Genomic DNA, 19981 nt, shown 5'->3' with positions numbered 1-19981 from the left:
CCTTGTCCTTCCCTGGTTCTCATGCGTTAGCGCTCCAGTTACCATCCTTAATGTACGCAAGCTGTCCTACTCACTGAAATGGCCATACCTCCAGAGAGCTGGCTGCGGACAGTCATGGGAGTTCCGGTTCTATGGTCGACACGTCTCCTCGTATGCCGCGTGCAGCAGAAGCAGCTCTGCGAATGCTGGCGCTTGATTTGCATTGGACATGGAATCACGAGGCGGATCTGCTTTGGCAGATGATCAATCCGGACCTCTGGGACAAAACTCATAATCCATGGATCACTCTGACCCGCACACCTAAAGCTCAGCTACGCGATGCTCTGCAGAATGCGGACGTTCGGCGTCTTCTAAAAGCCAGTATAGAGCGCCGCAAATATGAGCTCGAACGTCCAACATGGTTTGCGGAAAACCATGGTCAAACGGAGCTGTCTGAGGTCGCCTATTTCAGCATGGAATATATGCTCAGCGAGGCACTCCCGATCTATTCTGGTGGTCTCGGAAATGTAGCCGCTGATCAGCTCAAGGCAGCGAGTGATCTGGGTGTTCCTGTTGTCGCTGTCGGGCTCCTTTATGCGCAGGGCTACTTTCGCCAGGTCATTACTCCAGCAGGCGAGCAGCGCGCGCTCTATCCGTTTAATGATCCTGACCAGCTTCCAATACAGCCAGTCTTGACCCCGGACGGGGACTGGTTCCGACTTTCTGTCCAGACAGCGACGGGTGAAATCTGGCTTCGGGCCTGGAAAGCCGTTGTAGGCCGGGCAACCCTTTATCTTCTGGATACGAACGATCCGTCCAATCCTCCGGCTGTTCGCTGCATTACAACTCAGCTTTATGGTGGAGATGCAGAGCTTCGCTTACGGCAGGAGATGGTGCTGGGAATTGGGGGCTGGAGGTTGCTGCATGCTTTAGGGCACCGGCCAGATATTTGCCATCTGAACGAGGGACATGCAGCATTCGCAGCGCTGGAGAGGGCCCGCTGCCTTTCGGAAGAAGAGGAAATCCCGTTCGCGCAGGCTCGGGCTATTGTCCGCGCTGGAACAATCTTCACAACCCACACTGCTGTGCCCGCCGGGTTTGATCTTTTCCCGCCCAAACTCATTGAGAGCCATCTCACGTTCTATGCCGAAGAGCGTCTCGGAATGCCCATTCAGGATTTTCTTGCGCTAGGGCGGCTTGATCCAGAGAATGGCGATGAATTCTTCAATATGGCTTATCTGGCCGTTCGAAGTAGCGGTGCTGTCAATGGCGTGAGCCAGTTGCATGGCGCTGTCAGCAGGTCCCTATTCACGCCCTTATTCCCGCGGTGGCCACAAAGCGAAGTCCCAATCTCTCATGTGACAAACGGCGTTCACACTCCGACCTGGGATTCAGTAGCGGCTGATGAACTTTGGACCAAGGTCGGGGGGAGAAGTCGGTGGGAAGGCAATCTGGAAGGCCTGGGCGATGCTGTGCGTCGCCTTGACGACACGACTCTTTGGCAAAGCCGGTGTGAGTCCCGCGCAGGATTTGTTCAGGCTCTGGGAGAGGAGCTCTCTGCCCGGCAATGTATCGTTGGTGAAGACGGGCTATGGTGTCTGCCCGCGCCAACCCTGAACCCTGACGCTCTGACAATCGGGTTTGCGCGGAGGTTTGCTACTTACAAGCGCCCGGATCTTCTGCTGTACGACGAGGAACGGCTCGTCCGTCTGTTGCGACATGCTGATCGCCCGGTTCAGATCATTCTTTCAGGTAAAGCTCATCCGCGTGATCAGGAGGGGCAAGCTATGATCACGCGCTGGGTCCGCTTCTGCCAACGTCAGGATATCGTAGGGAAAGTCATATTCCTCGCTGATTACGACATGGCTCTGGCGCAGAAAATGGTTCAGGGAGTGGATCTGTGGCTGAACACACCGCGGCGTCCATGGGAAGCCAGCGGAACCAGCGGCATGAAAGTTTTGGTGAATGGTGGCATAAACCTGTCGGAACTCGATGGATGGTGGGCTGAGGCCTATGCGCCAGAAGTTGGCTGGGCGCTAGGGGATGGTCTGGAACATGCCGGAGATCCGGCTTATGACCATTCTGACGCGCAGGAACTCTACAGACTGTTGGAAGAGCATGTTCTTCCTGAGTTCTATGAACGCGATCCCAGCGGAATACCGCGCGCATGGGTGGCGAAAATGCGCGAAAGCATGGCGCGTCTGACGCCTCAGTTTTCTGCGAACCGAACGGTTCGCGACTATACGGAACAGTTCTATCTAACAGGCGCACAGCGCTACAGACGCCGCTTGACCGAACACGGGGAGGATGCTGGAACAGTTCTGGACCAGCAGAAAGCCCTCTCTGCCGGTTGGAGTAGTCTCAGGATCGGTGAGGTTGTCATTCCCGAGAGTGGGGGAGAACAGAAAGCTCATGCATTCATTCATCCCGGTATGCTCGACCCTGCTTTGTTCAGTGTTCAGTTCTACGCCAATCCGCAGAATGGCCATCCACGCATCAAGTCCCTGACACAGGCAGAACATCTTCAGGATGGTTGGATTGCCTATACTCTTGAGACAGAGCTCCCTGCGCCTGCGGCAGAGTGTACGCTACGGATCATTCCAGCAGCAGACATTCTCAGCGTTCCACTGGAAGCTCCTTTTATCCTCTGGCAACGTTAGGGCATGAGGGCTTACGCTTCATGGGTGGTCATGCTGGAGGGGAAAGAACAATGATCCGAAGCCTTTTGCCGCAACGTTTGACATTTCGCTTTCTGCCAGAAGCATGGCCTCTCATTCGACATCACCCGATTATTGCTCCAGCGTTGAAAAGTGTCAGGCCTCGCCGTCGGGTCTGGACATTCCATGACACGGCATCAGGCCTGCTGTCTCGCCATGATTGGGCGCTGTGCACAGGGCGGGAAGGCCGTTTTTCGGTTCAGGGGCTGGAGCCTGTAGCGTGGTCTGGCTTACCGAATATGAAGTCTTCAGAACGTTGGGTCTGGTCGAGGAAGGGATTACGTCCCGAGACAACGCTGCTTGAAGCCACTCCGGCTGCGAACCTGGATCTTTCAGGTGCATTGCTCCCAATATACCGATCGGATTTCTGGCAGTTACAGGGGGAGCAGGCGTCTGATGATCACACCATCAGGGTTACTCTATCTCGCGGATCGGTGCAGGCTGGAGAATTGGCGGAAGCTGTTTGTACGTTGGATCTGATGCTGGTCAGAGGGGATGTGCGCAGTCTCTACGGCATGGCGCAGACGCTGAATGATCTGCCCATTTGGCTGACGGGGGAGACCGTTCCTATGAGGGGCGTCCGGCTGGCAACAGGCCTCTATCCCGATGGTGCGATGGTTAAAGCCCCTGTCTTTACAGGTGATGTAACTGTTGGGGAGGGCTGGAGCCAGTCTGTCCGAGGGCTTCTGGCGGCTTTTCTGACCCTTCAGCCGTCAGCCGAGCAGGGAAGCGTCGGGGGCGTTCACCAGATGCGAGTGGCTCTTCGGCGGCTACGGACAATCCTGAAAGCCTTTCGCCCTCTGTTTCCAAAAGGCGCGTTTGAGAATGAAGCGAGAGTGTTGCAGAAAATTGGACGATCTCTTGGGAATGTCAGAGATTGGGATGTTTTCCTGACCGAGATTGTACCGAACCACATGATCAAAGAGGCTCGGACCGAATTTACCCAATTTGCAGAAGAAAGACGATCAGAAGCTTTAAGGCAGATGCGGCAGAATTTGACTGATCCGCGCATAACTTCCGCACTGCTTTCTTTGGGGCAGAGTACGGAAGATCCCGCTGCTGTCTTTGGGCCAAAACTTACTGGAGCACTTTTGGAAGATCACGCACCTGTTTTGCTGGATAGAATGGCGCGCAAGGTCCAGCATCGGGGGCGTCATATCGGGAAACTATCAGACCGGCAGCTTCATAACGTCCGCAAGGCATTGAAAGGGCTGCGATACAGTATCGAGACTGTTCTTCCCCTTTATAAGGGCCGCCACCTCGAAACCTACATGAGCCATTGCAAGGATTTGCAGGAACTGTTCGGTCGTTTCAATGATGCCGCAACAGCAGATGCCCTGGTGAACCAGGCGATCCGGGAAAGGCCGGATCTAGCCGAGGCAGGGGACGCGATCATCCGGGCTGCACATCAGGATCGGAAGAAAATCCTCAAGAAACTCCCCAAACGATGGAAGAATTTTTCGAAAGATGCTCCGTTCTGGTGCGAGTGAGGTTATTTCCTTGTGTGTAGCGGAAACCCTTGGTCATGCTCTGGCTTATGATTTTCAGAGGCAGCCGACGAATATGGCTGATTGCTGCCGGGAGTGAAGATCATGGAGAGACGCTGGGTTTTTTTGACAATCATTGTCGTGGTTGCCGGACTTATCATGATATTGTTGTGGTCTAGGCAGACCGATCCTGGAACGACCGGACCGGATACACATACCGAAAAAACGGCCCCACAAGCTCTGAACGCGGTAGATCCTTACCTGTGGAGCCCCGCCCATTTGCAGAGAGCTTATGAAGCCGCCTGAAATCTCCCTCAGAAATTTGACCTGAGTGTGAACATGAAGTTCCGCGGCTCTCCATAATAGTTGTAGTAGTAGAGATTGCCCAAGCGCTGATAATAGCGCTTGTTGGCAATATTATTGAGCGTCGCGGAGAGGGAAAGATACTTGTTCCACTGGTATCCCGCCTGAATGGATCCGATGATATATCCACCCTGCGTTACGGTGCGGTTTGTCCCGAAGGTACTGGTCTGCGCATTGAGCCCGCCACCAATGCTCCAGACGTTTTTCTGCGCACCGCGATAGGGTTCGAAACGGTAATGTGTCCAGAGTTTCCATAGATGTTTGGGTGAGTTGCCAGCATAGGTCAGGCCAGACTGTGTCGCGCTACCGTTATTGACGATCCTGTTATCGTTGTACGTATAGCTGGCATTGATGTCCCAGCCCTCCAGAGGCCGCCCGATCAGTTCTGCTTCCGCGCCCTGACTGCGCGTCTTACCTGTGGCGACATAGCAGTCATCTATGCCACCGGGGCCACAGATAGCGCCGATTGTGCCGTTATAAATGGCCTCATTTTTCTGGATGATCTTGTAGCCAGACAGGGTCATACCGAGGTGTCCGCGGAAGAACTCTCCCTTGATGCCTCCTTCAAGCTGATTGCCGCGGACAGGCGCAAGACGTCCCGTTGTGTCAAAGACGGACTGGGGCGAGAAGGTGGAGACGTAACTGGCATACATTGAGATGTTCGGTCGCAAGTGCCAAACCCCGCCAATATAGGGCGTCAGAATGCCTTGCTGATCGATATCTGTGTTGGTTCTGCCCACATAGGGCGAGATTCGACGTGTCTTGCTAACGTACCCGCTAACGCGTCCACCGATCAGGATAGCAAAGCTTGAGATCGGTTTGATCTGCGCCTGACCATAAACCCCCCATTGTGTGGACGGCTCCCAATAGCGATTGGTGATTGTAGGGAGGGCAAGGGACGGGATGGCATTGTTGGCACTGATCGGGATTCCAGCCAGGGCCGTATAGGTGCGAGAGTTTGCACTGGCGCCGCCACCTTCATAGAGGTAACGGTCATAGTTCGCTCCCATCATCAGGACGTGTTTCTGTCCAAAAAGATGAAGAGGCCCAGCGACGTAGGCGTCCAGACCGTCATTGGTCTCATCGTAGCGTGTGTTGGCCGCGACGAAATTTCCGCTCTTTGCACCGGCATTATAAGCGTTGAGATAAGCGTATTGAAGCGTCGTGGCCGCGATCCGATGACGGTAGTTGAAGCGCCCGCGCCAACCATGAGAAAAAAGATGTTCGAGTTGTGCCTCGACTTCTGTCATGGGCACGTCGGACTTACCCCAGTTCGCGCCTATGAAGGTGCTGGTGGGTAAATCAAGATCTGCACCATTGCTGGCTCTGGGAAGGCCCATGTAGCGGGTTGTATCGTTGCTTTGAGACGTTACAGAGACTGTCAGTGTGTCGTGACGCGTCAGGTGCACATCCGTAACCCCATAGATCGTCCATCGCCGATCATAGGCGTTGCTATAAAACTGATTACGGTCTGTTCCTGCGACGACCAGTCGTGCGGAGACGATTTTCGAATTCGCGACGGGGCCGCCAATATCAAAGGTGGCGTGATAATTGCTCCACGAGCCAGCAGAGAATGAAGCATTCCCCTGAAACTGCTCTGTCGGGCGTTTATGAACGAAATTGACACTCCCACCTGGCGTGCTGGAGCCTTGCAGCATTCCATCTGGTCCCCGAAGGACTTCAATCCGATCATAGATGGACAAATCGTATTGCTGGCTGAACGTCAGACCACTCATGGAAGGAACGCCGTCATACTGAGCCTGCAGCGAAAAGCCACGGGCCGTATAGCCACCTGTTCCATCACCGTACATGTTAACGTTGACGCCCGCGACCTGTTTGAGAGCTGCATCAATCGTATTAAGATTCTGGTCCTTCATCTGTTGACTGCTGAGAACAGAGATGGATTGCGGAATATCCATCGGTTTGAGAAGCATCTTGGTCGTGGAAACCGCGGAAACCGTATAGGTTCCGGTGCCGTCTGTGGACGCATTGCGTCGATGTCCCTGCACAAGAAGCTGTTCGATGCTACCAGGCGTATCATCTTCCTGCGCAACGTGTTTGCGCTGCACATTATGAGACTGTGTCGAAGCGGAACGTTTCTCTGCGTTACTCGTCGCTAAAGATGATTTCTTGCGTGTATCTGGCGAACCCTCATCAACTGCAGCGGCGAAGGCACCATTGCATGTGCCAGAGAGGAGGAGCGCCGTAAAAAGCATTGGAGCAAAATTTGTACGTTGAGGAACGTTCGACGCTGGAAGTCTCATGGAACGGGCTAACTGCCTCCGCTGAAATGAATTTTCACGGGAATTTCAACCGAGTTCCCGGCTTTCTTAAAGTTACAAATGATATTCATTCTCAAAAACATCAATCTTTAATTCACTCAAATTCGCAGTTGTTACATTCAGCGCAGCTTTCCTGCCACCTTGAGCGGGCAAGTATTTTCTACAAAAAAAGAATTACGAAAGCGGATGTTTTTTCAAGAATCGCGCTGTGTGAAAGTCTTTCTATCCGTTCAGGCGTGAGTTGACCTCACCATCTGCCTTTGAATTCCAAGCCCTTCGATTTCCAGCTCTACGACATCTCCTGGTTCGAGATAGACCGGGTGAGGCTTGATGCCCATTCCGACGCCGGCAGGTGTGCCTGTAGCAATGATATCGCCCGGCATCAGGGTCATGTAGTTGCTGACATGTGAAATGATGCTGCGGACGTCAAAGATCATGTTGGAGGTATGCCCCGTCTGCCGACGGTGTCCGTTGATATCTAACCGCATGGAGAGTGCTTGCGGATCGGCGATTTCATCGGTCGTCACAAGCCATGGTCCCAAAGGCCCGAATGTGTCGCAGCCTTTGCCTTTGTCCCATTGGCTTGTCTGCATCTGAAATGAGCGTTCAGAGACATCATTGGCGACACAATATCCCGCAACATGCTCCAAAGCCTTCTCCGGGGAGACGTAGGACGCTTTCGTGCCAATAATGACTGCGAGCTCGACTTCCCAGTCCACTTTGGTGGCTTGTTTAGGGATCAGGATACCATCGCTCGGACCCGTCAGGGCAGAGATGGCTTTCATGAAGACGATTGGCTCTGAGGGGAGGGGAAGGCCTGCTTCCTCGGCATGATCCCGATAGTTCAGGCCAATGCAGATGTACTTTCCGGCACCTGAGAACGGAATACCGTAGCGTGGTGCTTCTGAAACGACAGGGAGAGTGTTCGGATTAATGGCCCGTAAGGCGTCAAGCTTATCCGGAGAGAGATAGGCAGCCGTAATATCAGGTAGAACCCCTTTGAGGCTTCGCAGCATGCCAGTGTCATCAATGAGTCCAGGTGTTTCCTGATCCAAGGGACCAAAACGACAGAGCTTCATCCTGCGACACTTTCTGTCCAGAGTGGGGAAGTATGAGATTAGGCATGTTTAGGCGCTCTTTCCAAGGGATTGAGGAGCCTGTTCATGGCCGCTGCCCCAAACGCGAGGCGCCCCCATTGTTCAAGTTGATAACTTCAGTTATTGATATGTTATAACATACGTGTTTGACTATATGGGAGTTTCGGTTATGCCCCTGCTCAATGATGGTTCCCCGGAAGGGGATGAAAAGGGAACGCAGTGAAATGCTGCGGCTGCCCCCGCAACTGTGAGCGGTGAGGCTGATCACGATGGGTTCCGGGAACCCGGCCACTGGGGCGTCAGCCTTGGGAAGGCTCGCGATCTGCCGATGATCCGCAAGCCAGGAGACCTGCCATCGAAAATGGTCATGGACGAAGCGAAAGGGCGGGGTGCACCGGACGCAGCAGGATGTTTATCCTGCTCATCGTAGTGACGCATTGTTGAGTGAAGTTTGCGTTATCCATGAGGAAAATCAGTTTTGTCGGTGTGTTGCCCGTCGCGGCATTGACCGTTTTTCAGCCTGCGTTCGCCCAGACAGAAGACGTCAGGAAGGCGGCTGCCAAAGCGAAAGAAGAACACATTACGGCGCACGGTCGGGCGCAGCCATTGAAGGACAGTGCTGTTATCGGGGGCAGGCTCGGGCTGACGGTTCAGCATAACCCTGCAACCATCAATGTCATTCAGCGCAGCGTGATGGAGCAGCGCGGCTATGCGCATGCTGAAGACGCCGCAGACAGCGCACCGGGCGTTTCTTCCGGTGGATCTCCTGGAAGTCCGGCGCAGATGATGATGCGCGGCTTCAGCGGAAATCAGGTTCTGATCCTGCGGGACGGAATTTATTACGGCCCGACCACGATGGTGAACCGTCCGCTCAACAGCTTTAATCTTGAGAGCGTTCAGGTTCTCAAGGGGCCGTCGTCTGTTCTGTACGGGCAGGGCGCTGTTGGCGGCACGGTGGACATGCGAACGCGTGACCCTGCGTTTGATGGGCCGCATGCCAATGCTCTGGTATCTTATGGCAGTTTCAATACGTGGAATGCTGGCGTGGGTGGTTCGGTTCCCATTACCGACACTTTGGCCATTCGAAGTGATTTCAGTCGTACCTCGTCTGATGGATATGTTGCTGGCGCAGACCCACACAGCAACGATTTCACGACAACGTTGCTCTGGCACCCTTCGAAGAAATTTACAGCCCGCTTTGGCGTCGACTATCTGACAGATCGCTTGTCGACGTACTATGGAACCCCTTTGGTCCCGCTGGCTCAGGTCCATGATGGCGTAGGCGGCCTGCTGTCGTCTTCCAGGGGGTTAGGCGTAAGCCGGTCATCGCTCTGGCGTTATTACAATGCCAAGGATGCAAAAGCTGGCTCGGTCAATGTGACTCCGACGCTCCATCTGACGTGGCAGCCAACGGAGAACATGACGTTCCACAATAAAACCTATGTCCTTTACGCCAAGCGCAACTGGAATAACGCTGAATCCTACAGCTATATCGGTTCAGCCGGGCAGACAGACGCAGCCGGAAATGCCATCGCACCCGGTCGGCTCGGCCGGGATCGGTTCTATGTTTATATGAACCAGCATCAGGTTGGTGACACGCTGGATGGCCAGTTTGATTTCCACGTTTTCGGAATGAAGAACCGTCTGGTCGTCGGTGGAGACGCGTATTATGTGCGGCTCATTCGGAACCGTGGTTTTCCGGATGCGACATATGCGGACAGTGTTTCTCTAAGTAGTCCTGAGAGTACGGCCGTTGGGAGCTTTGCTGGGGAGTATCCATATACGAAATCTCCAACAACCATGGTGGACGCAGGCATTTTTATGGAAGATGTCGTGACCGTGCGGGACGACCTGCGTGTAGTGGGTGGATTTCGCTATGACTGGCTGAAACTGGACCGTCAGAATTATAGCCAGTCCGGCGCGTTCAATCCTGCGACCAGCTTTAAGGGGAACTACAATCCTGCCAACTTCAGGATTGGCCCTGTTTATGATCTCACAGACAACATTAGCCTCTACGGCGTGTATACGACGGCTGAAGATCCGCCGGGCTCCAATATCTTCCTGGTTAATAAAGGGCAGTTTTCACGCCTGAGTCAGTCCAGGCAGGGAGAAATCGGCGCCAAGGGCTCTTTTTGGAAAGGGCGCCTGTCTTCTACACTGTCTCTGTACGATATCCGTCGTACCCGAGTTCTCGTTGCCACCGGTGTGGACAGCGTGGCAACGGCGGGCGTTCAGAAGTCACGGGGTGTGGAATGGCAGGGGGACCTCACGCTGGGCAAACACTGGAGCCTGTCCGGAAATGTTGCCTATACGTGGTCTCGTTATGGATCATTCCATCCCTCAGCGTCAGTGAATGCTTCCGGGAACGAGGTCCCGAACGTTCCGGCTGTCACGGCTAACCTGTGGGGTGTCTGGTCCCGGGTTGCAGATCTGCCGGTCGATCTGGGGGCTGGTATGCGTTACGTATCTGCCCGCAAGGGCGATTACGCCAATACCCTGAGTCTGAAAGACTATGCGCTCGTCAATCTTTTCGCGGCATGGCATGCCTATCGTGGCGTGACGGTTTATGGCCGGGTAGACAATGTGGGAAACAAGCACTTCATCCAGTGGGCTGATACCAGTTATCCGAGTGAAGTGATGTTGGGGGCGCCGCGGTCCTTCTCGATCAGTGTTCAGGCCGGTTTCTGATCGTGTCTGAGGTTGTGCTTCAGACACATGGTGCTGGGTATGACCGCATACTCTCTTTGACGGATTTCTCCGTCAGGGAGGGTGAGCATGTTGCACTCATTGGCCCGAATGGTGCAGGGAAAAGCACGCTTCTGAGGCTCCTCGCGGGATTAATTTCGCCCACGGAAGGGGAGATAGTTCTGGAAGGAACGCTGCTCAGTACCCTGTCCAGACCAGCGGTAGCGCGCGAGATTGCGTGGCTTTCCCAGACCGATGATGTAACTCCTGAATTCGTAGTTGAAGATTATATCGCACTTGGTCGTCTCCCGTTTCGAGGCATTCCTCAGGCGCAGCAGGATACTGCGGCTCTGCAGACGGCGATCCAGTATTTCCGTGTCGAACCTTTTTTAAAGCGGTCGATTGGCAGTCTTTCTGGTGGTGAGCGTCAGCATGTGATGCTGGCGCGATGTCTGGCCCAGACCCCCAAAATACTATTGCTGGATGAACCCACCAATCACCTGGATCTTGCGGCCAGAGCAGAACTGCTAAGTTTATTGCGTGACCTCCCTCTGACAATCGTGGCCGTCCTGCATGACCTGTCTTTCGTGCCTGATTTTGCGCCGCGAACTCTCTTAATGAGGGACGGAAAAATCATTCTGGATGGGGCGTCCTCTGAGGTTTTTCTCTCTTCGGAACTAGGGCATGCGTTCGGCTTGAATGTTCATCCCGTTCAACTGGATGATGGCAGCACGACGTTCGTTTTTAGGCCGCGAGGCGCATGAAAACGCCTGCTTTAATGCTGTTTCTCGGGTTTTGTGGCTTTGCCGTGCAAACGGCCTTCGCCTACCCGGTTACCGTGCAAAGCTGCGGGAAGTCCGTAACGATCACGCATCAGCCAGAGCATGCTGTCATCCACGACGTTAATATGGCGGAAATGGCCTTTGCTCTACATTTGCAGCCCTATATTCGCGGTTTGACCGGGATATCAGGCTGGAACAAATACACACCGGGTTTCAAAGCTCAACAAGGTGATATCCCCGAAATCGCGACCCATTATCCCAGTCTCGAACAACTGCTTGATGCCGGAACAGATTTTTTCTTTGCCGGCTGGAATTATGGGATGCATGTCGGTGGAGATGTGACACCTGAGACCTTGGCAATTCAGGGTATCCCGACGCTTGTTCTGTCTGAAAGCTGCTTCCGGGCCGGGCAATCTACAGCTCTTCCGACGTTAGACCTTCTGTATGGCGACGAAGAAAAACTTGGACAGGTTTTCGGCCGGGAGCAGCAGGCTCGGCAATTGGTTGAAAGCTGGCAAAGGCGCGTTCAGCACATTCAGGATCGTCTCAAGGGCCATCATCCGTTACGTGTTTTTCTCTATGACAGTGGACGCGATCGGCCATTTACGGCTGGCCAATATGCCCTCGCGACAGAGCTGATCCGGCTGGGTGGGGGCGAAAATATTTTTCGTGATTTACCAACAAACTGGGGTGCTGCTTCGTGGGAAAACGCGGGTTTGCGTGATCCTGAAGCTATTTTGGTGATGGATTACGGGGCGGGTGTTTCAGACAGTCTGAAATTTCTGCGAAGCCAGCCATTGCTGACGGAGAGTACCGCCCTGAAGACAAACCGTTTTCTGGTTGTGCGCTATGATGAAATGACGCCGTCTCCAGCGAATATCGATGTGATCGAAAAGATTGCAGCCTTTCTCCATCCGGACGCAGTACCTTGATGAAACGCGTTCTTGGCATCAGCGCTTTGCCGGCTCTGAGTGTGCTGGCATTTTTGGAAGTTACGCTCGGAAGTGCTTCTCTTCCCTGGCCTTCGTTGCAAGCGGGACTTTTGGCCGGTCCAGCCAGTCATGATATTGCCGCCCGGATCATCTGGTCCCTGCGAATGCCAAGGCTGGTTCTGGCCTTCTTGACCGGAGCAATTCTTGCCGGTGCAGGAGCACTTCTTCAGGCCGTAACCCGCAACCTTTTGGCAGATCCGTTTCTCTTCGGGCTATCCTCGGGCTCAGCGACGGGCGCTGTTGCTGTCATCGTATTGTTGGGGGATGTTTTCGGCGTCTGGACGATCGCTTTTGGTGCAGTCGGTGGGGCATTTCTGGCAACCTCAGCACTTCTGTTGCTGGTATCGTTTAGATCCCGGTCTGGCGCACGGGTCTCAACGGAACGGATGCTGCTGTCTGGTCTGGCGATTTCCTTTGTCTTCTCTACTCTGACAAACCTGCTGATCTTCTGGGGTGATCGTAATACGGCGCAATCCGTCCTGTTCTGGACGATGGGCAGCTTTTCTGCCGCTCGCTGGTCGGCTCTGCCACTTGTCGTTCTGGGGCTTCTGCCCGTGATCTTTGGTAAATGGGCCTTTGGCGCTGATCTGGATGCCTTGATGGCCGGGGAGGAAACCGCAGCGTCCCTCGGGGTACAAACCAGAAGGCTACGGCTTTGTGTTCTTGCCCTTTGCGCGTTCAGCTGTGCAACGACAGTGGCATTGTGTGGGCCGATTGGCTTCGTCGGATTGATTGTGCCTCATCTCATAAGGCCCATCTGGGGACGGTCTGTTCGAAATATCCTTATCCCCGCTATAGTCGCGGGGGGGATGCTGACAATCCTCTCAGATCTTGTCAGTCGCTGTCTTTTGCCGTCTCAGGAGCTACCGGTTGGGATAGTCATTTCTGCGATAGGTGCCTGTTTCCTGATGGGGCTTCTAACACGGCGTTGATGTGTCTTTGGCGCGTTTGCTTCAGAGAGACACCGTGATACCGCCGTCCACATACAAAACATGGCCATTCACAAACGAAGATGCGCCGGAAGCAAGGAAAATACAGGCCCCCGTCAGTTCATCAAGCTGTCCCCACCGACCCGCAGGTGTGCGTTTTTCCAGCCATGTTGAAAATTCTGCATCATTTACGAGTGCAGCGTTGAGAGGCGTATCAAAGTAACCTGGCGCGATGGCATTGCACTGAAGGCCATGTCTTGCCCATTCGGTTGCCATCCCCTTCGTCAGATTCCCTACGGCACCCTTGGTGGCCGTATAGGGGGAGATATTCGGCCGGGCGAGGGCCGTCTGGACGCTGGCAATATTGATGATCTTACCTTGTCCACGGCCTAGCATATGTCTCGCAACAGCCTGTCCAACATTGAAAATGGAGGTCAGGTTTGTTTGAAGAACCTTCTGAAACATTTCTGGTGGGAAGTCCTCCAAGGGCGCGCGGTGCTGCATTCCTGCGTTGTTAACCAGAATATCAATGGGCCCGGTATCTTCTTCGAAGCGATCGACTGCAGTTCGAACAGCTGCATGGTCGGTCACGTCAAAAACAAGTGTCTCGACACCTCCCAGTTCCTCGGCTGCGGCCGAGAGTTTGGAAGCATCCCGCCCATTCAGAACGACTTCAGCGCCCGCCGCTTGCAGGCCTTTGGCCAAACTGAAACCGATACCTTGAGACGATCCCGTAATCAGAGCGCGACGTCCCGTCAGGTCAAAAAGAGATACACTCATGGAAAATCCTTCTTCCTTTGCTGTGTCAGCGCTCTGCAAACGCGGATCAGATGAACATTGAAATACCAACGCAGAAGAGCAGTCCCAGAACGGCAATGATCGTCTCCAGAACTGACCAGGTCTTGATTGTCTGCGGAACGGTCAAGCCAAGATATTCTTTCATCTGCCAGAAGCCAGCGTCGTTCATGGGGCCGAAAGCCACGGACCCTGCGCCGGTGGCAATCACCATGAGTTCTGGCGATACGCCCTGCGAGTGCGCGAGGATCGGACCCGCAATGCCGGAGGCCGTACTCATGGCAACGGTAGAAGACCCGCAAGCGACGCGGACGATCGCGGCCAATAGCCATGCCAGCACGAGAAGAGGAACATGAGCGCTGACGGCCGCGTCCGTGATGGCTTTGGAAACGCCACTATCAATGAGTTCACGACCAAAGCCCCCGCCGGCACCAACCAGAAGCATGATCAGGGCTGTTGGGCCAAGACACTCATTGGTGAAGCGAAGAATGGTTTCCCGCGAAAATCCACGAGCCAGTCCCAGCACGTAAAACGACATGACGGTTGCCAGAAGCAGTGCAATGTCCGTGTTGCCGATGAAGTGCAGGAACATGTTTGGTGCGCTTCTCGGAGTCGTAAACATGTCCGCGGAAGAGCCGATCAGCATCAGAATGACCGGGCATGTGATGGTCAGAACCGTAACCGTAAAGCCTGGGAGGTTTGTCGGGATTTCACGCCGTACAAACTGTTCTGCCAACGCATTCTTTTCTGTGATGAGAACACGGGGGCTGATGAAGCGCGCGAATAGCGGGCCCGAGATGGCCGCAATCGGTGTTCCCAACAGAACGCCCCAGAAAATCGTTGTGCCCGTGTTGGCGTGATAGGCCGAGAGGGCGAGGAGCGTTGCGGGGTGAGGCGGGATCATGGCGTGCGTAACGGAAAGCGCCGCACCCATGGGAAGGGCCACTCGCAGCAGCGATGTTTCTGTTCGGGCTGCAAGAACGAAAGCGAGCGGGAAGAGCAGGACAACGCCAACTTCGAAGAAGACTGGCAGCCCCACGAGCAGGCCAATCACCATCATGGCCCAGTCGATCCGTTGACGACCCGCGCGCTCTGAAATTGTCAGGGCAATACGGTCCGCGCCGCCGGATTCAGCCAGCATTTTGCCAAGCATGGTGCCGAGCGCAATGATCGTGCCGACATGCCCGAGGACGTGCCCGGCTCCAGCCTCGAAAGACGCAACAACTTTGTCCGCAGGCATACCCGAGCAGAGAGCCAGCAGAATGGAGACGCTGAAGAGAACGATAAAGGGATTCAGACGAAAACGCGCAATGAGTACGACGACTGCAATGATTGCGGCTGTTGCCAGCAGAATGGCAAAGGTTGTTGTCATATGGAACGCAGCCCTGTCAGAACGAGGAAACAGTTCAGAAGCGGAAACCAGAAAAAACCGTTACGTGAGAGGCTCCTGCAGAGAACTGAAACTTTCTCAGACCCATACGCCGATTGCCTCAAAGAACGGATGTAAAGTCTGCGTCATGATCTCGACAGAAGGCTTCCACCATGGCTCAAGTGCGTGGGTTGAAGAATATGGAAGCTGTCAATTTTTAAATTATTCCTGCATTTTTCGCTCCTGACCCGACATTAAAGAAGCGTCTGAATGACGGGAACTTGAACGCAACGCATCAGTGAAGTGCCGCGTCAGGAGTCTGTACGGTGACAATGGCTACGGCTTTGTCTGTTCGTGCTACGATGCCGTACGTCTGAACGCATTGACCTCAAGGACCACACAATGATCCCGTTTTCCGTTCTTGATCTTTCAATCATCACGCGGGGCGCAGGCCCTCGTGAGGCGTTCAGGAATACAATCGATTTTGCCAAACTAGCGGAAAATCTGGGGTTTCATCGGTACTGGCTGGCTGAGCACCATTCCATGCCGGGAATTGCGTCCGCGGCAACGGCCATTCTGATCGGTCAGGTGGCTGGGGCAACGACCCGTATTCGGGTGGGCTCTGGCGGGATCATGCTCCCAAATCACTCGCCCCTTATTGTCGCAGAGCAGTTCGGAACATTGGAGACGCTCTTTCCGGGCCGCATAGATCTGGGTCTGGGCCGGGCACCAGGTGCTGACCAGAGAACGGCTCGTGCTTTGAGACGCGACCCGTCAGCGCCTGACAGGTTTCCGGAAGATGTGGTTGAGCTTCTGCATTACTTCGAGCCCATGGCGGCGGAAGATACGCATTTGATACGTGCCATTCCCGGAGTGGGCCTGCGCGTTCCGGTCTGGATTTTGGGGTCGTCTCTGTTTTCGGCCGTTCTGGCCGCCCAGTTGGGGCTACCGTACGCCTTTGCATCTCACTTCGCGCCAGCGCAGATGGAAGAGGCCATTGCTCTCTATAGGTCGCGGTTTGAGCCGTCCGAAAGATGCGCGCGGCCTCATGTGATGCTGACAGTCAATGTCATTGCAGCGGATGAGGAAGCAGATGGTAAGCGCCTGGCGACGTCACTATACCAGTATTTTATGGCTTTGCGCCGCGGGCGGCCTATCGCGTTCCCGCCGCCTGTCAATAATATCCTGTCGTCGTGGTCGGCAGAGGAGCAGGCGCTCCTTGAGCAGACGCTAGCTTATACGTTTGCCGGGTCCAAAGAGAGTGTGAAGGGACAGCTGAGACACTTCCTGGAACGTCACAAGCCTGACGAGTTGATGGTGGCAGTCCCGATTCATGATCAGGACAGCCGCAAGCGCTCGCTTGAAATTACAGCCAGGATCAAGGCAGACGTGGGGGCTTGATCAAGCCTCTCACATGCGCCGCTGCAGGTCCTGATGGATTTGAATGAACAGGTCTCTCTGGGCGTGGCTGCCACCAATGTCCTGCAAGTGAGGAAGCGCAGCGTTGAAGAAGAGTAGGGCTGAAGCGTTTTCATTGTGGAGATAGGCGTTCAGCCCACGGGCTAAAGGAATGCCTACCAGATCCCACGCTCGCTGATCTGGCAGGTTTTGCCCGGAGAGGCCCTCGATACGATGCAGCAGATGCTGCCCTTCCGGACGATGGGCACGGAGTAATCCGTAAAGATATTGCAGGGTCAGAAAGGGCTGACTGACATCGTCCTGTCGTGAAGCGAGCCAGTTCGCCAAATCCATCCATCGGTCTTCGACGTCAGCTCCCGCCAGCTCCAGACGGACCAGAAGGGATACTGCGCCAATCTGATCCTGTGAGAAGCTGCGTTCTCTGGTCCAGCAATGCTGGTCATAAACCGAAACAGCGTCGCTTACCCGATTGCGTGCAAGGTAAAAGAGAGCCAGATGCCACCATAGGTGGGTGTCCATGAAGGAGGTGAGCGTTTTCCAGCCAGCAGACCGCTCTTCAAGAAACGCGGTACCTTCATCAATGCGTCCCTGCGTCAGGAAAACATGAGCAAGGGCATGTTGGGCCCATGGCTCTGATGGATCCATGGCAAGAGCTGTGCGGGCAGAACGCTCAGCGGCAGGAAAATCATGGCACTGCTCATAGGCAAAAGCCAGCATACCGTGCAGGGCGGCAACGTCTCCGGCGGCGTCTTCGCTGCGCAGTGCAACGGCCAGCATGTCCTCAAAGCGACCCCGAATGAAATCGTGGTACTGGCGAAGCTTCAAAGTCACCAGATCGCGCGGCCACTGGGCGAGTATACGATCTGTCAGGCGAATAATAGCCTCTGGATCATCCGCAATAGAGGCCTCCAGAACTGAAAACAGAAGCTTTTCACGAGGAAGGGCATTGGTAACGGATTGAGCTGCGCGTTCATGATATCGGCGCGCTTCTGATGGAACATCACCTGTTTCAGATAGCATCCAGAGCAGACCGGCATAGGTGTTCGCCAGGCAGTCTTCTGACTGGTCTGCAACTTCGAGAATTTTGACCAGACGCAGGTCATATCCAAGGTAACCAAGGATAAAATCATTGATGCCAGCGATCGTGGACGCTTGGTCAGCAGAAATATCGTTGTTCAGAACGTCCTGTGTCATGGCGCCTCTCCCGGAGAGGAGGAAAGGCGCTGAAGTTCTCTTTCAATGTACTGGTTTACGATAACAGGCTGTTCCAGCATGATTTGATGACCACAGTCTGGCAGGATATCCAAGGTGCTGATGGGGATAAAATCATGCACTTTTCTGACTTCCGTCAGAGGGACGATGCCGTCGTTCTGACCCGCAAGAATATGCACAGGCTTGTCAAAATGGCGCAGGATTTCCGTATTGACCGGGCCTGCACCGGAGCGGACAGCATTGATCATGAACAGGTTGTTGCGCTTCGTCGCCTGACGCTCGGTTTGGAGTATCTCTGGATCTATGTCTGGAGCCCACGCCAGCTTTTCGAAGCGCGCCTGTAAAACCGGTCTCGCAAACGAGGCGAGCCAAAAGGGCAGACGGTCCATCCAGTTTCCAAACATCGGCCCCTTCAGGGACGTGGCAAGAGATGCCGGCCCCAACAGAATGAGGCCATCAACGGGTATGTCCTCTCCAGCAGCAAGTAATCCGGAAATCCATTCCAACGTGATGCGGCACCCGAAGGAATGAGCGACGATAATGCGTTTGCGGGAGGGGAAAGCTTCTAGAACAGCGGCAAGATCTTGTACCAAAAATTGACTGGAAAAAACCTGTTCATGCTTGGAGCGCGCACTCTCGCCATGTCCAAGCGCATCCCATGCGACGAGATTGACGGGCTCTTTGGAAAACCGGTCCCACTGCAGCCGCCACTGCTGACGGTTTCCGCCCAATCCGTGCACGAAAAAGAGCGTTGTGTCGCTTCCAGTCTGTTTTGAAGAGAGGGCAAGCCTGCGGCCTGGAACGCGGAAGAATGTTTCTGCTGGTGGAAGTGTCTCAGTCATGGCTGGTATTCCTCCCAAAACGTTCTTGCCACGTGGGGCGAGTGGACTCGCCTGGCAAGGGCGATGCCTCATAAACGCCGCGCGCAATCGCTCGGGTTGTGACCTGCGTGGCCGTATGCAGAATTTCGGTCCACGCCTCAATGGAAGCGGGCGCGGGTGCATCGCCTGTAGCGATGCCGAACACTGCGTCTCCGTCCTGCGGAAGATGCGCGGGGAAAACGCCACGTGCGACGCCATCCTGCGCCAGAATGGCCAGCCGTTTGGCTTGCGCTTTCGTCAGGGTGGCATCAGTTGCAATAACGCCGATTGTGGTTCCGGCGACGTAATTCGGCTTCATGCGGAGTTTGAGGTCATCTGCTGTCAGATGTGGCGGGTAACCGAGCCCTCCGAATTCAGCATCCTGTTCGAAAGGCGCGCTCCAGAAGTGAGGTCCGTCTCCAATCGTAGCCGTCCCGACAGTATTGACGACCATAAGCGCTGCGACCGTGTGGCCGCTGGAGGTTATGGCGCTTGCTGATCCAAGTCCCCCTCTTACGGTCGCAGTGGTTGCGCCAGTGCCAGCGCCTTCGGTCCCGAGTTTGAAGGGACCGTGACACGCTGCTTGTGCGGCCTGATAGCCTAGTTCTGCATAAGGCGAGTATCGCCCCCAGTCTTTGTCGCCGCCGTTCACAAGGTCAAAAAGACTGGCCTGCACCACAATAGGCACGCGGACCTGGCCGTTTGGCGGGGGAAGAGCGTCAAACTCTTCTCTTAGCCAGGCCTGCACGCCCGCGGTTGCATCCAAACCATACGTCGATCCACCGGATAGCACGATGGCGTGAATGCCATCCACCAGCATCTCTGGCTCCAAAAGCGCGTTTTCCCGAAGTGCAGGGGCTCCGCCAAGGAAGCTGCCTGAGGCGACAACTGGCCGGTCGAACACAAGCGCAGTAACGCCAGTTCTTTGTTGAACATTGCGCACATTTCCGACGCGAATACCGGGAATGTCCGTGATGAGATTATGGCGGATTTTGGAAGTCATGGCACGTGTG

At 54.7% G+C, this 19981-nt stretch carries 14 protein-coding genes and 1 riboswitch; of the genes, 7 read left to right on the top strand and 7 right to left on the bottom strand.

Annotated features, from left to right (window positions below):
- Positions 1 to 131: 131 nt before the first annotated feature.
- The gene (gene glgP, locus ABF979_RS03385; RefSeq protein ID WP_415557778.1) at positions 132 to 2639 is read left to right on the top strand and encodes an alpha-glucan family phosphorylase; all 2508 of its coding nucleotides are present in this window, start codon (positions 132 to 134) and stop codon (positions 2637 to 2639) included.
- 50 nt (positions 2640 to 2689) lie between these two features.
- Complete coding sequence (locus ABF979_RS03380) at positions 2690 to 4186, top strand: CHAD domain-containing protein (RefSeq protein ID WP_415557776.1); 1497 nt, start codon at positions 2690 to 2692, stop codon at positions 4184 to 4186.
- Positions 4187 to 4497: 311 nt separating this feature from the next.
- Here the strand turns inward: ABF979_RS03380 and ABF979_RS03375 are convergent, their stop codons facing one another.
- Both ABF979_RS03375 and ABF979_RS03370 read right to left on the bottom strand, forming a co-directional pair.
- A complete protein-coding gene (locus ABF979_RS03375; protein WP_415557774.1) occupies positions 4498 to 6615 on the bottom strand; it encodes a TonB-dependent siderophore receptor in 2118 nt (705 codons plus the stop codon).
- A 443-nt stretch (positions 6616 to 7058) separates the two neighbouring features.
- Complete coding sequence (locus ABF979_RS03370) at positions 7059 to 7907, bottom strand: fumarylacetoacetate hydrolase family protein (protein ID WP_415557772.1); 849 nt, start codon at positions 7905 to 7907, stop codon at positions 7059 to 7061.
- A 187-nt stretch (positions 7908 to 8094) separates the two neighbouring features.
- Positions 8095 to 8297: riboswitch (cobalamin riboswitch) on the top strand.
- A 90-nt stretch (positions 8298 to 8387) separates the two neighbouring features.
- Here ABF979_RS03370 and ABF979_RS03365 point away from each other — a divergent pair.
- Genes ABF979_RS03365 through ABF979_RS03350 form a run of 4 tightly spaced genes read left to right on the top strand, consistent with a single transcriptional unit; the run spans position 8388 to position 13316 of the window.
- Positions 8388 to 10613 carry a TonB-dependent receptor gene (locus tag ABF979_RS03365; protein WP_415557770.1) on the top strand — a complete coding sequence of 742 codons (2226 nt, stop codon included), beginning with the start codon at positions 8388 to 8390 and terminating at the stop codon, positions 10611 to 10613.
- Between the two features lie 2 nt (positions 10614 to 10615).
- Positions 10616 to 11374, top strand: a complete 759-nt coding sequence (locus ABF979_RS03360; protein ID WP_415557768.1) for an ABC transporter ATP-binding protein — start codon at positions 10616 to 10618, stop codon at positions 11372 to 11374.
- Entirely contained in the window at positions 11371 to 12324 is a 954-nt protein-coding gene (locus ABF979_RS03355) for an ABC transporter substrate-binding protein (protein ID WP_415557766.1), read from the top strand. Before ABF979_RS03360 ends, ABF979_RS03355 begins: the two co-directional genes overlap by 4 nt.
- Complete coding sequence (locus ABF979_RS03350) at positions 12324 to 13316, top strand: FecCD family ABC transporter permease (RefSeq protein ID WP_415557764.1); 993 nt, start codon at positions 12324 to 12326, stop codon at positions 13314 to 13316. Before ABF979_RS03355 ends, ABF979_RS03350 begins: the two co-directional genes overlap by 1 nt.
- Before the next feature lie 21 nt (positions 13317 to 13337).
- Here the strand turns inward: ABF979_RS03350 and ABF979_RS03345 are convergent, their stop codons facing one another.
- Both ABF979_RS03345 and ABF979_RS03340 read right to left on the bottom strand, forming a co-directional pair.
- Complete coding sequence (locus ABF979_RS03345) at positions 13338 to 14093, bottom strand: SDR family oxidoreductase (RefSeq protein ID WP_415557762.1); 756 nt, start codon at positions 14091 to 14093, stop codon at positions 13338 to 13340.
- Between the two features lie 46 nt (positions 14094 to 14139).
- Positions 14140 to 15480: a gluconate:H+ symporter gene (locus ABF979_RS03340; RefSeq protein WP_415557760.1), complete on the bottom strand. Its 1341-nt coding sequence runs from the start codon at positions 15478 to 15480 to the stop codon at positions 14140 to 14142.
- A gap of 399 nt (positions 15481 to 15879) precedes the next feature.
- Here ABF979_RS03340 and ABF979_RS03335 point away from each other — a divergent pair, with 399 nt between their 5' ends.
- Positions 15880 to 16878 (top strand): LLM class flavin-dependent oxidoreductase, encoded by a 999-nt coding sequence (locus tag ABF979_RS03335; RefSeq protein ID WP_415557758.1) that lies wholly within the window; start codon positions 15880 to 15882, stop codon positions 16876 to 16878.
- A 9-nt stretch (positions 16879 to 16887) separates the two neighbouring features.
- Here the strand turns inward: ABF979_RS03335 and ABF979_RS03330 are convergent, their stop codons facing one another.
- From ABF979_RS03330 to ABF979_RS03320, 3 genes are read right to left on the bottom strand one after another with little or no spacing between them, the layout of a single operon-like run.
- On the bottom strand, positions 16888 to 18090 hold the full coding sequence (locus ABF979_RS03330) for a tetratricopeptide repeat protein (protein ID WP_415557756.1): 1203 nt from the start codon (positions 18088 to 18090) through the stop codon (positions 16888 to 16890).
- Positions 18087 to 18950 carry an alpha/beta fold hydrolase gene (locus ABF979_RS03325; protein ID WP_415557754.1) on the bottom strand — a complete coding sequence of 288 codons (864 nt, stop codon included), beginning with the start codon at positions 18948 to 18950 and terminating at the stop codon, positions 18087 to 18089. The genes ABF979_RS03330 and ABF979_RS03325 overlap by 4 nt, the downstream gene beginning before the upstream one ends.
- Complete coding sequence (locus ABF979_RS03320) at positions 18943 to 19971, bottom strand: P1 family peptidase (protein WP_415557752.1); 1029 nt, start codon at positions 19969 to 19971, stop codon at positions 18943 to 18945. Before ABF979_RS03320 ends, ABF979_RS03325 begins: the two co-directional genes overlap by 8 nt.
- Positions 19972 to 19981 lie beyond the last annotated feature (10 nt).

The organism is Gluconobacter sp. (genome assembly GCF_047723935.1).
Lineage (GTDB): Bacteria > Pseudomonadota > Alphaproteobacteria > Acetobacterales > Acetobacteraceae > Gluconobacter.
The sequence above is the reverse complement of the archived record's forward strand: the minus strand, read 5'-3'. Positions and strand labels throughout refer to the sequence as shown.

What these genes read in the sequence shown, in the direction of transcription:
- ABF979_RS03335 (WP_415557758.1), top strand. Translation starts at nt 15,880, where the DNA reads ATGATCCCGTTTTCCGTTCTTGATCTTTCAATCATCACGCGGGGCGCA.
- glgP (WP_415557778.1), top strand. Translation starts at nt 132, where the DNA reads ATGGTCGACACGTCTCCTCGTATGCCGCGTGCAGCAGAAGCAGCTCTG.
- ABF979_RS03330 (WP_415557756.1), bottom strand. Translation starts at nt 18,090, where the DNA reads ATGACACAGGACGTTCTGAACAACGATATTTCTGCTGACCAAGCGTCC.
- ABF979_RS03325 (WP_415557754.1), bottom strand. Translation starts at nt 18,950, where the DNA reads ATGACTGAGACACTTCCACCAGCAGAAACATTCTTCCGCGTTCCAGGC.
- ABF979_RS03345 (WP_415557762.1), bottom strand. Translation starts at nt 14,093, where the DNA reads ATGAGTGTATCTCTTTTTGACCTGACGGGACGTCGCGCTCTGATTACG.
- ABF979_RS03350 (WP_415557764.1), top strand. Translation starts at nt 12,324, where the DNA reads ATGAAACGCGTTCTTGGCATCAGCGCTTTGCCGGCTCTGAGTGTGCTG.
- ABF979_RS03320 (WP_415557752.1), bottom strand. Translation starts at nt 19,971, where the DNA reads ATGACTTCCAAAATCCGCCATAATCTCATCACGGACATTCCCGGTATT.
- ABF979_RS03365 (WP_415557770.1), top strand. Translation starts at nt 8,388, where the DNA reads ATGAGGAAAATCAGTTTTGTCGGTGTGTTGCCCGTCGCGGCATTGACC.
- ABF979_RS03355 (WP_415557766.1), top strand. Translation starts at nt 11,371, where the DNA reads ATGAAAACGCCTGCTTTAATGCTGTTTCTCGGGTTTTGTGGCTTTGCC.
- ABF979_RS03340 (WP_415557760.1), bottom strand. Translation starts at nt 15,480, where the DNA reads ATGACAACAACCTTTGCCATTCTGCTGGCAACAGCCGCAATCATTGCA.
- ABF979_RS03380 (WP_415557776.1), top strand. Translation starts at nt 2,690, where the DNA reads ATGATCCGAAGCCTTTTGCCGCAACGTTTGACATTTCGCTTTCTGCCA.
- ABF979_RS03370 (WP_415557772.1), bottom strand. Translation starts at nt 7,907, where the DNA reads ATGAAGCTCTGTCGTTTTGGTCCCTTGGATCAGGAAACACCTGGACTC.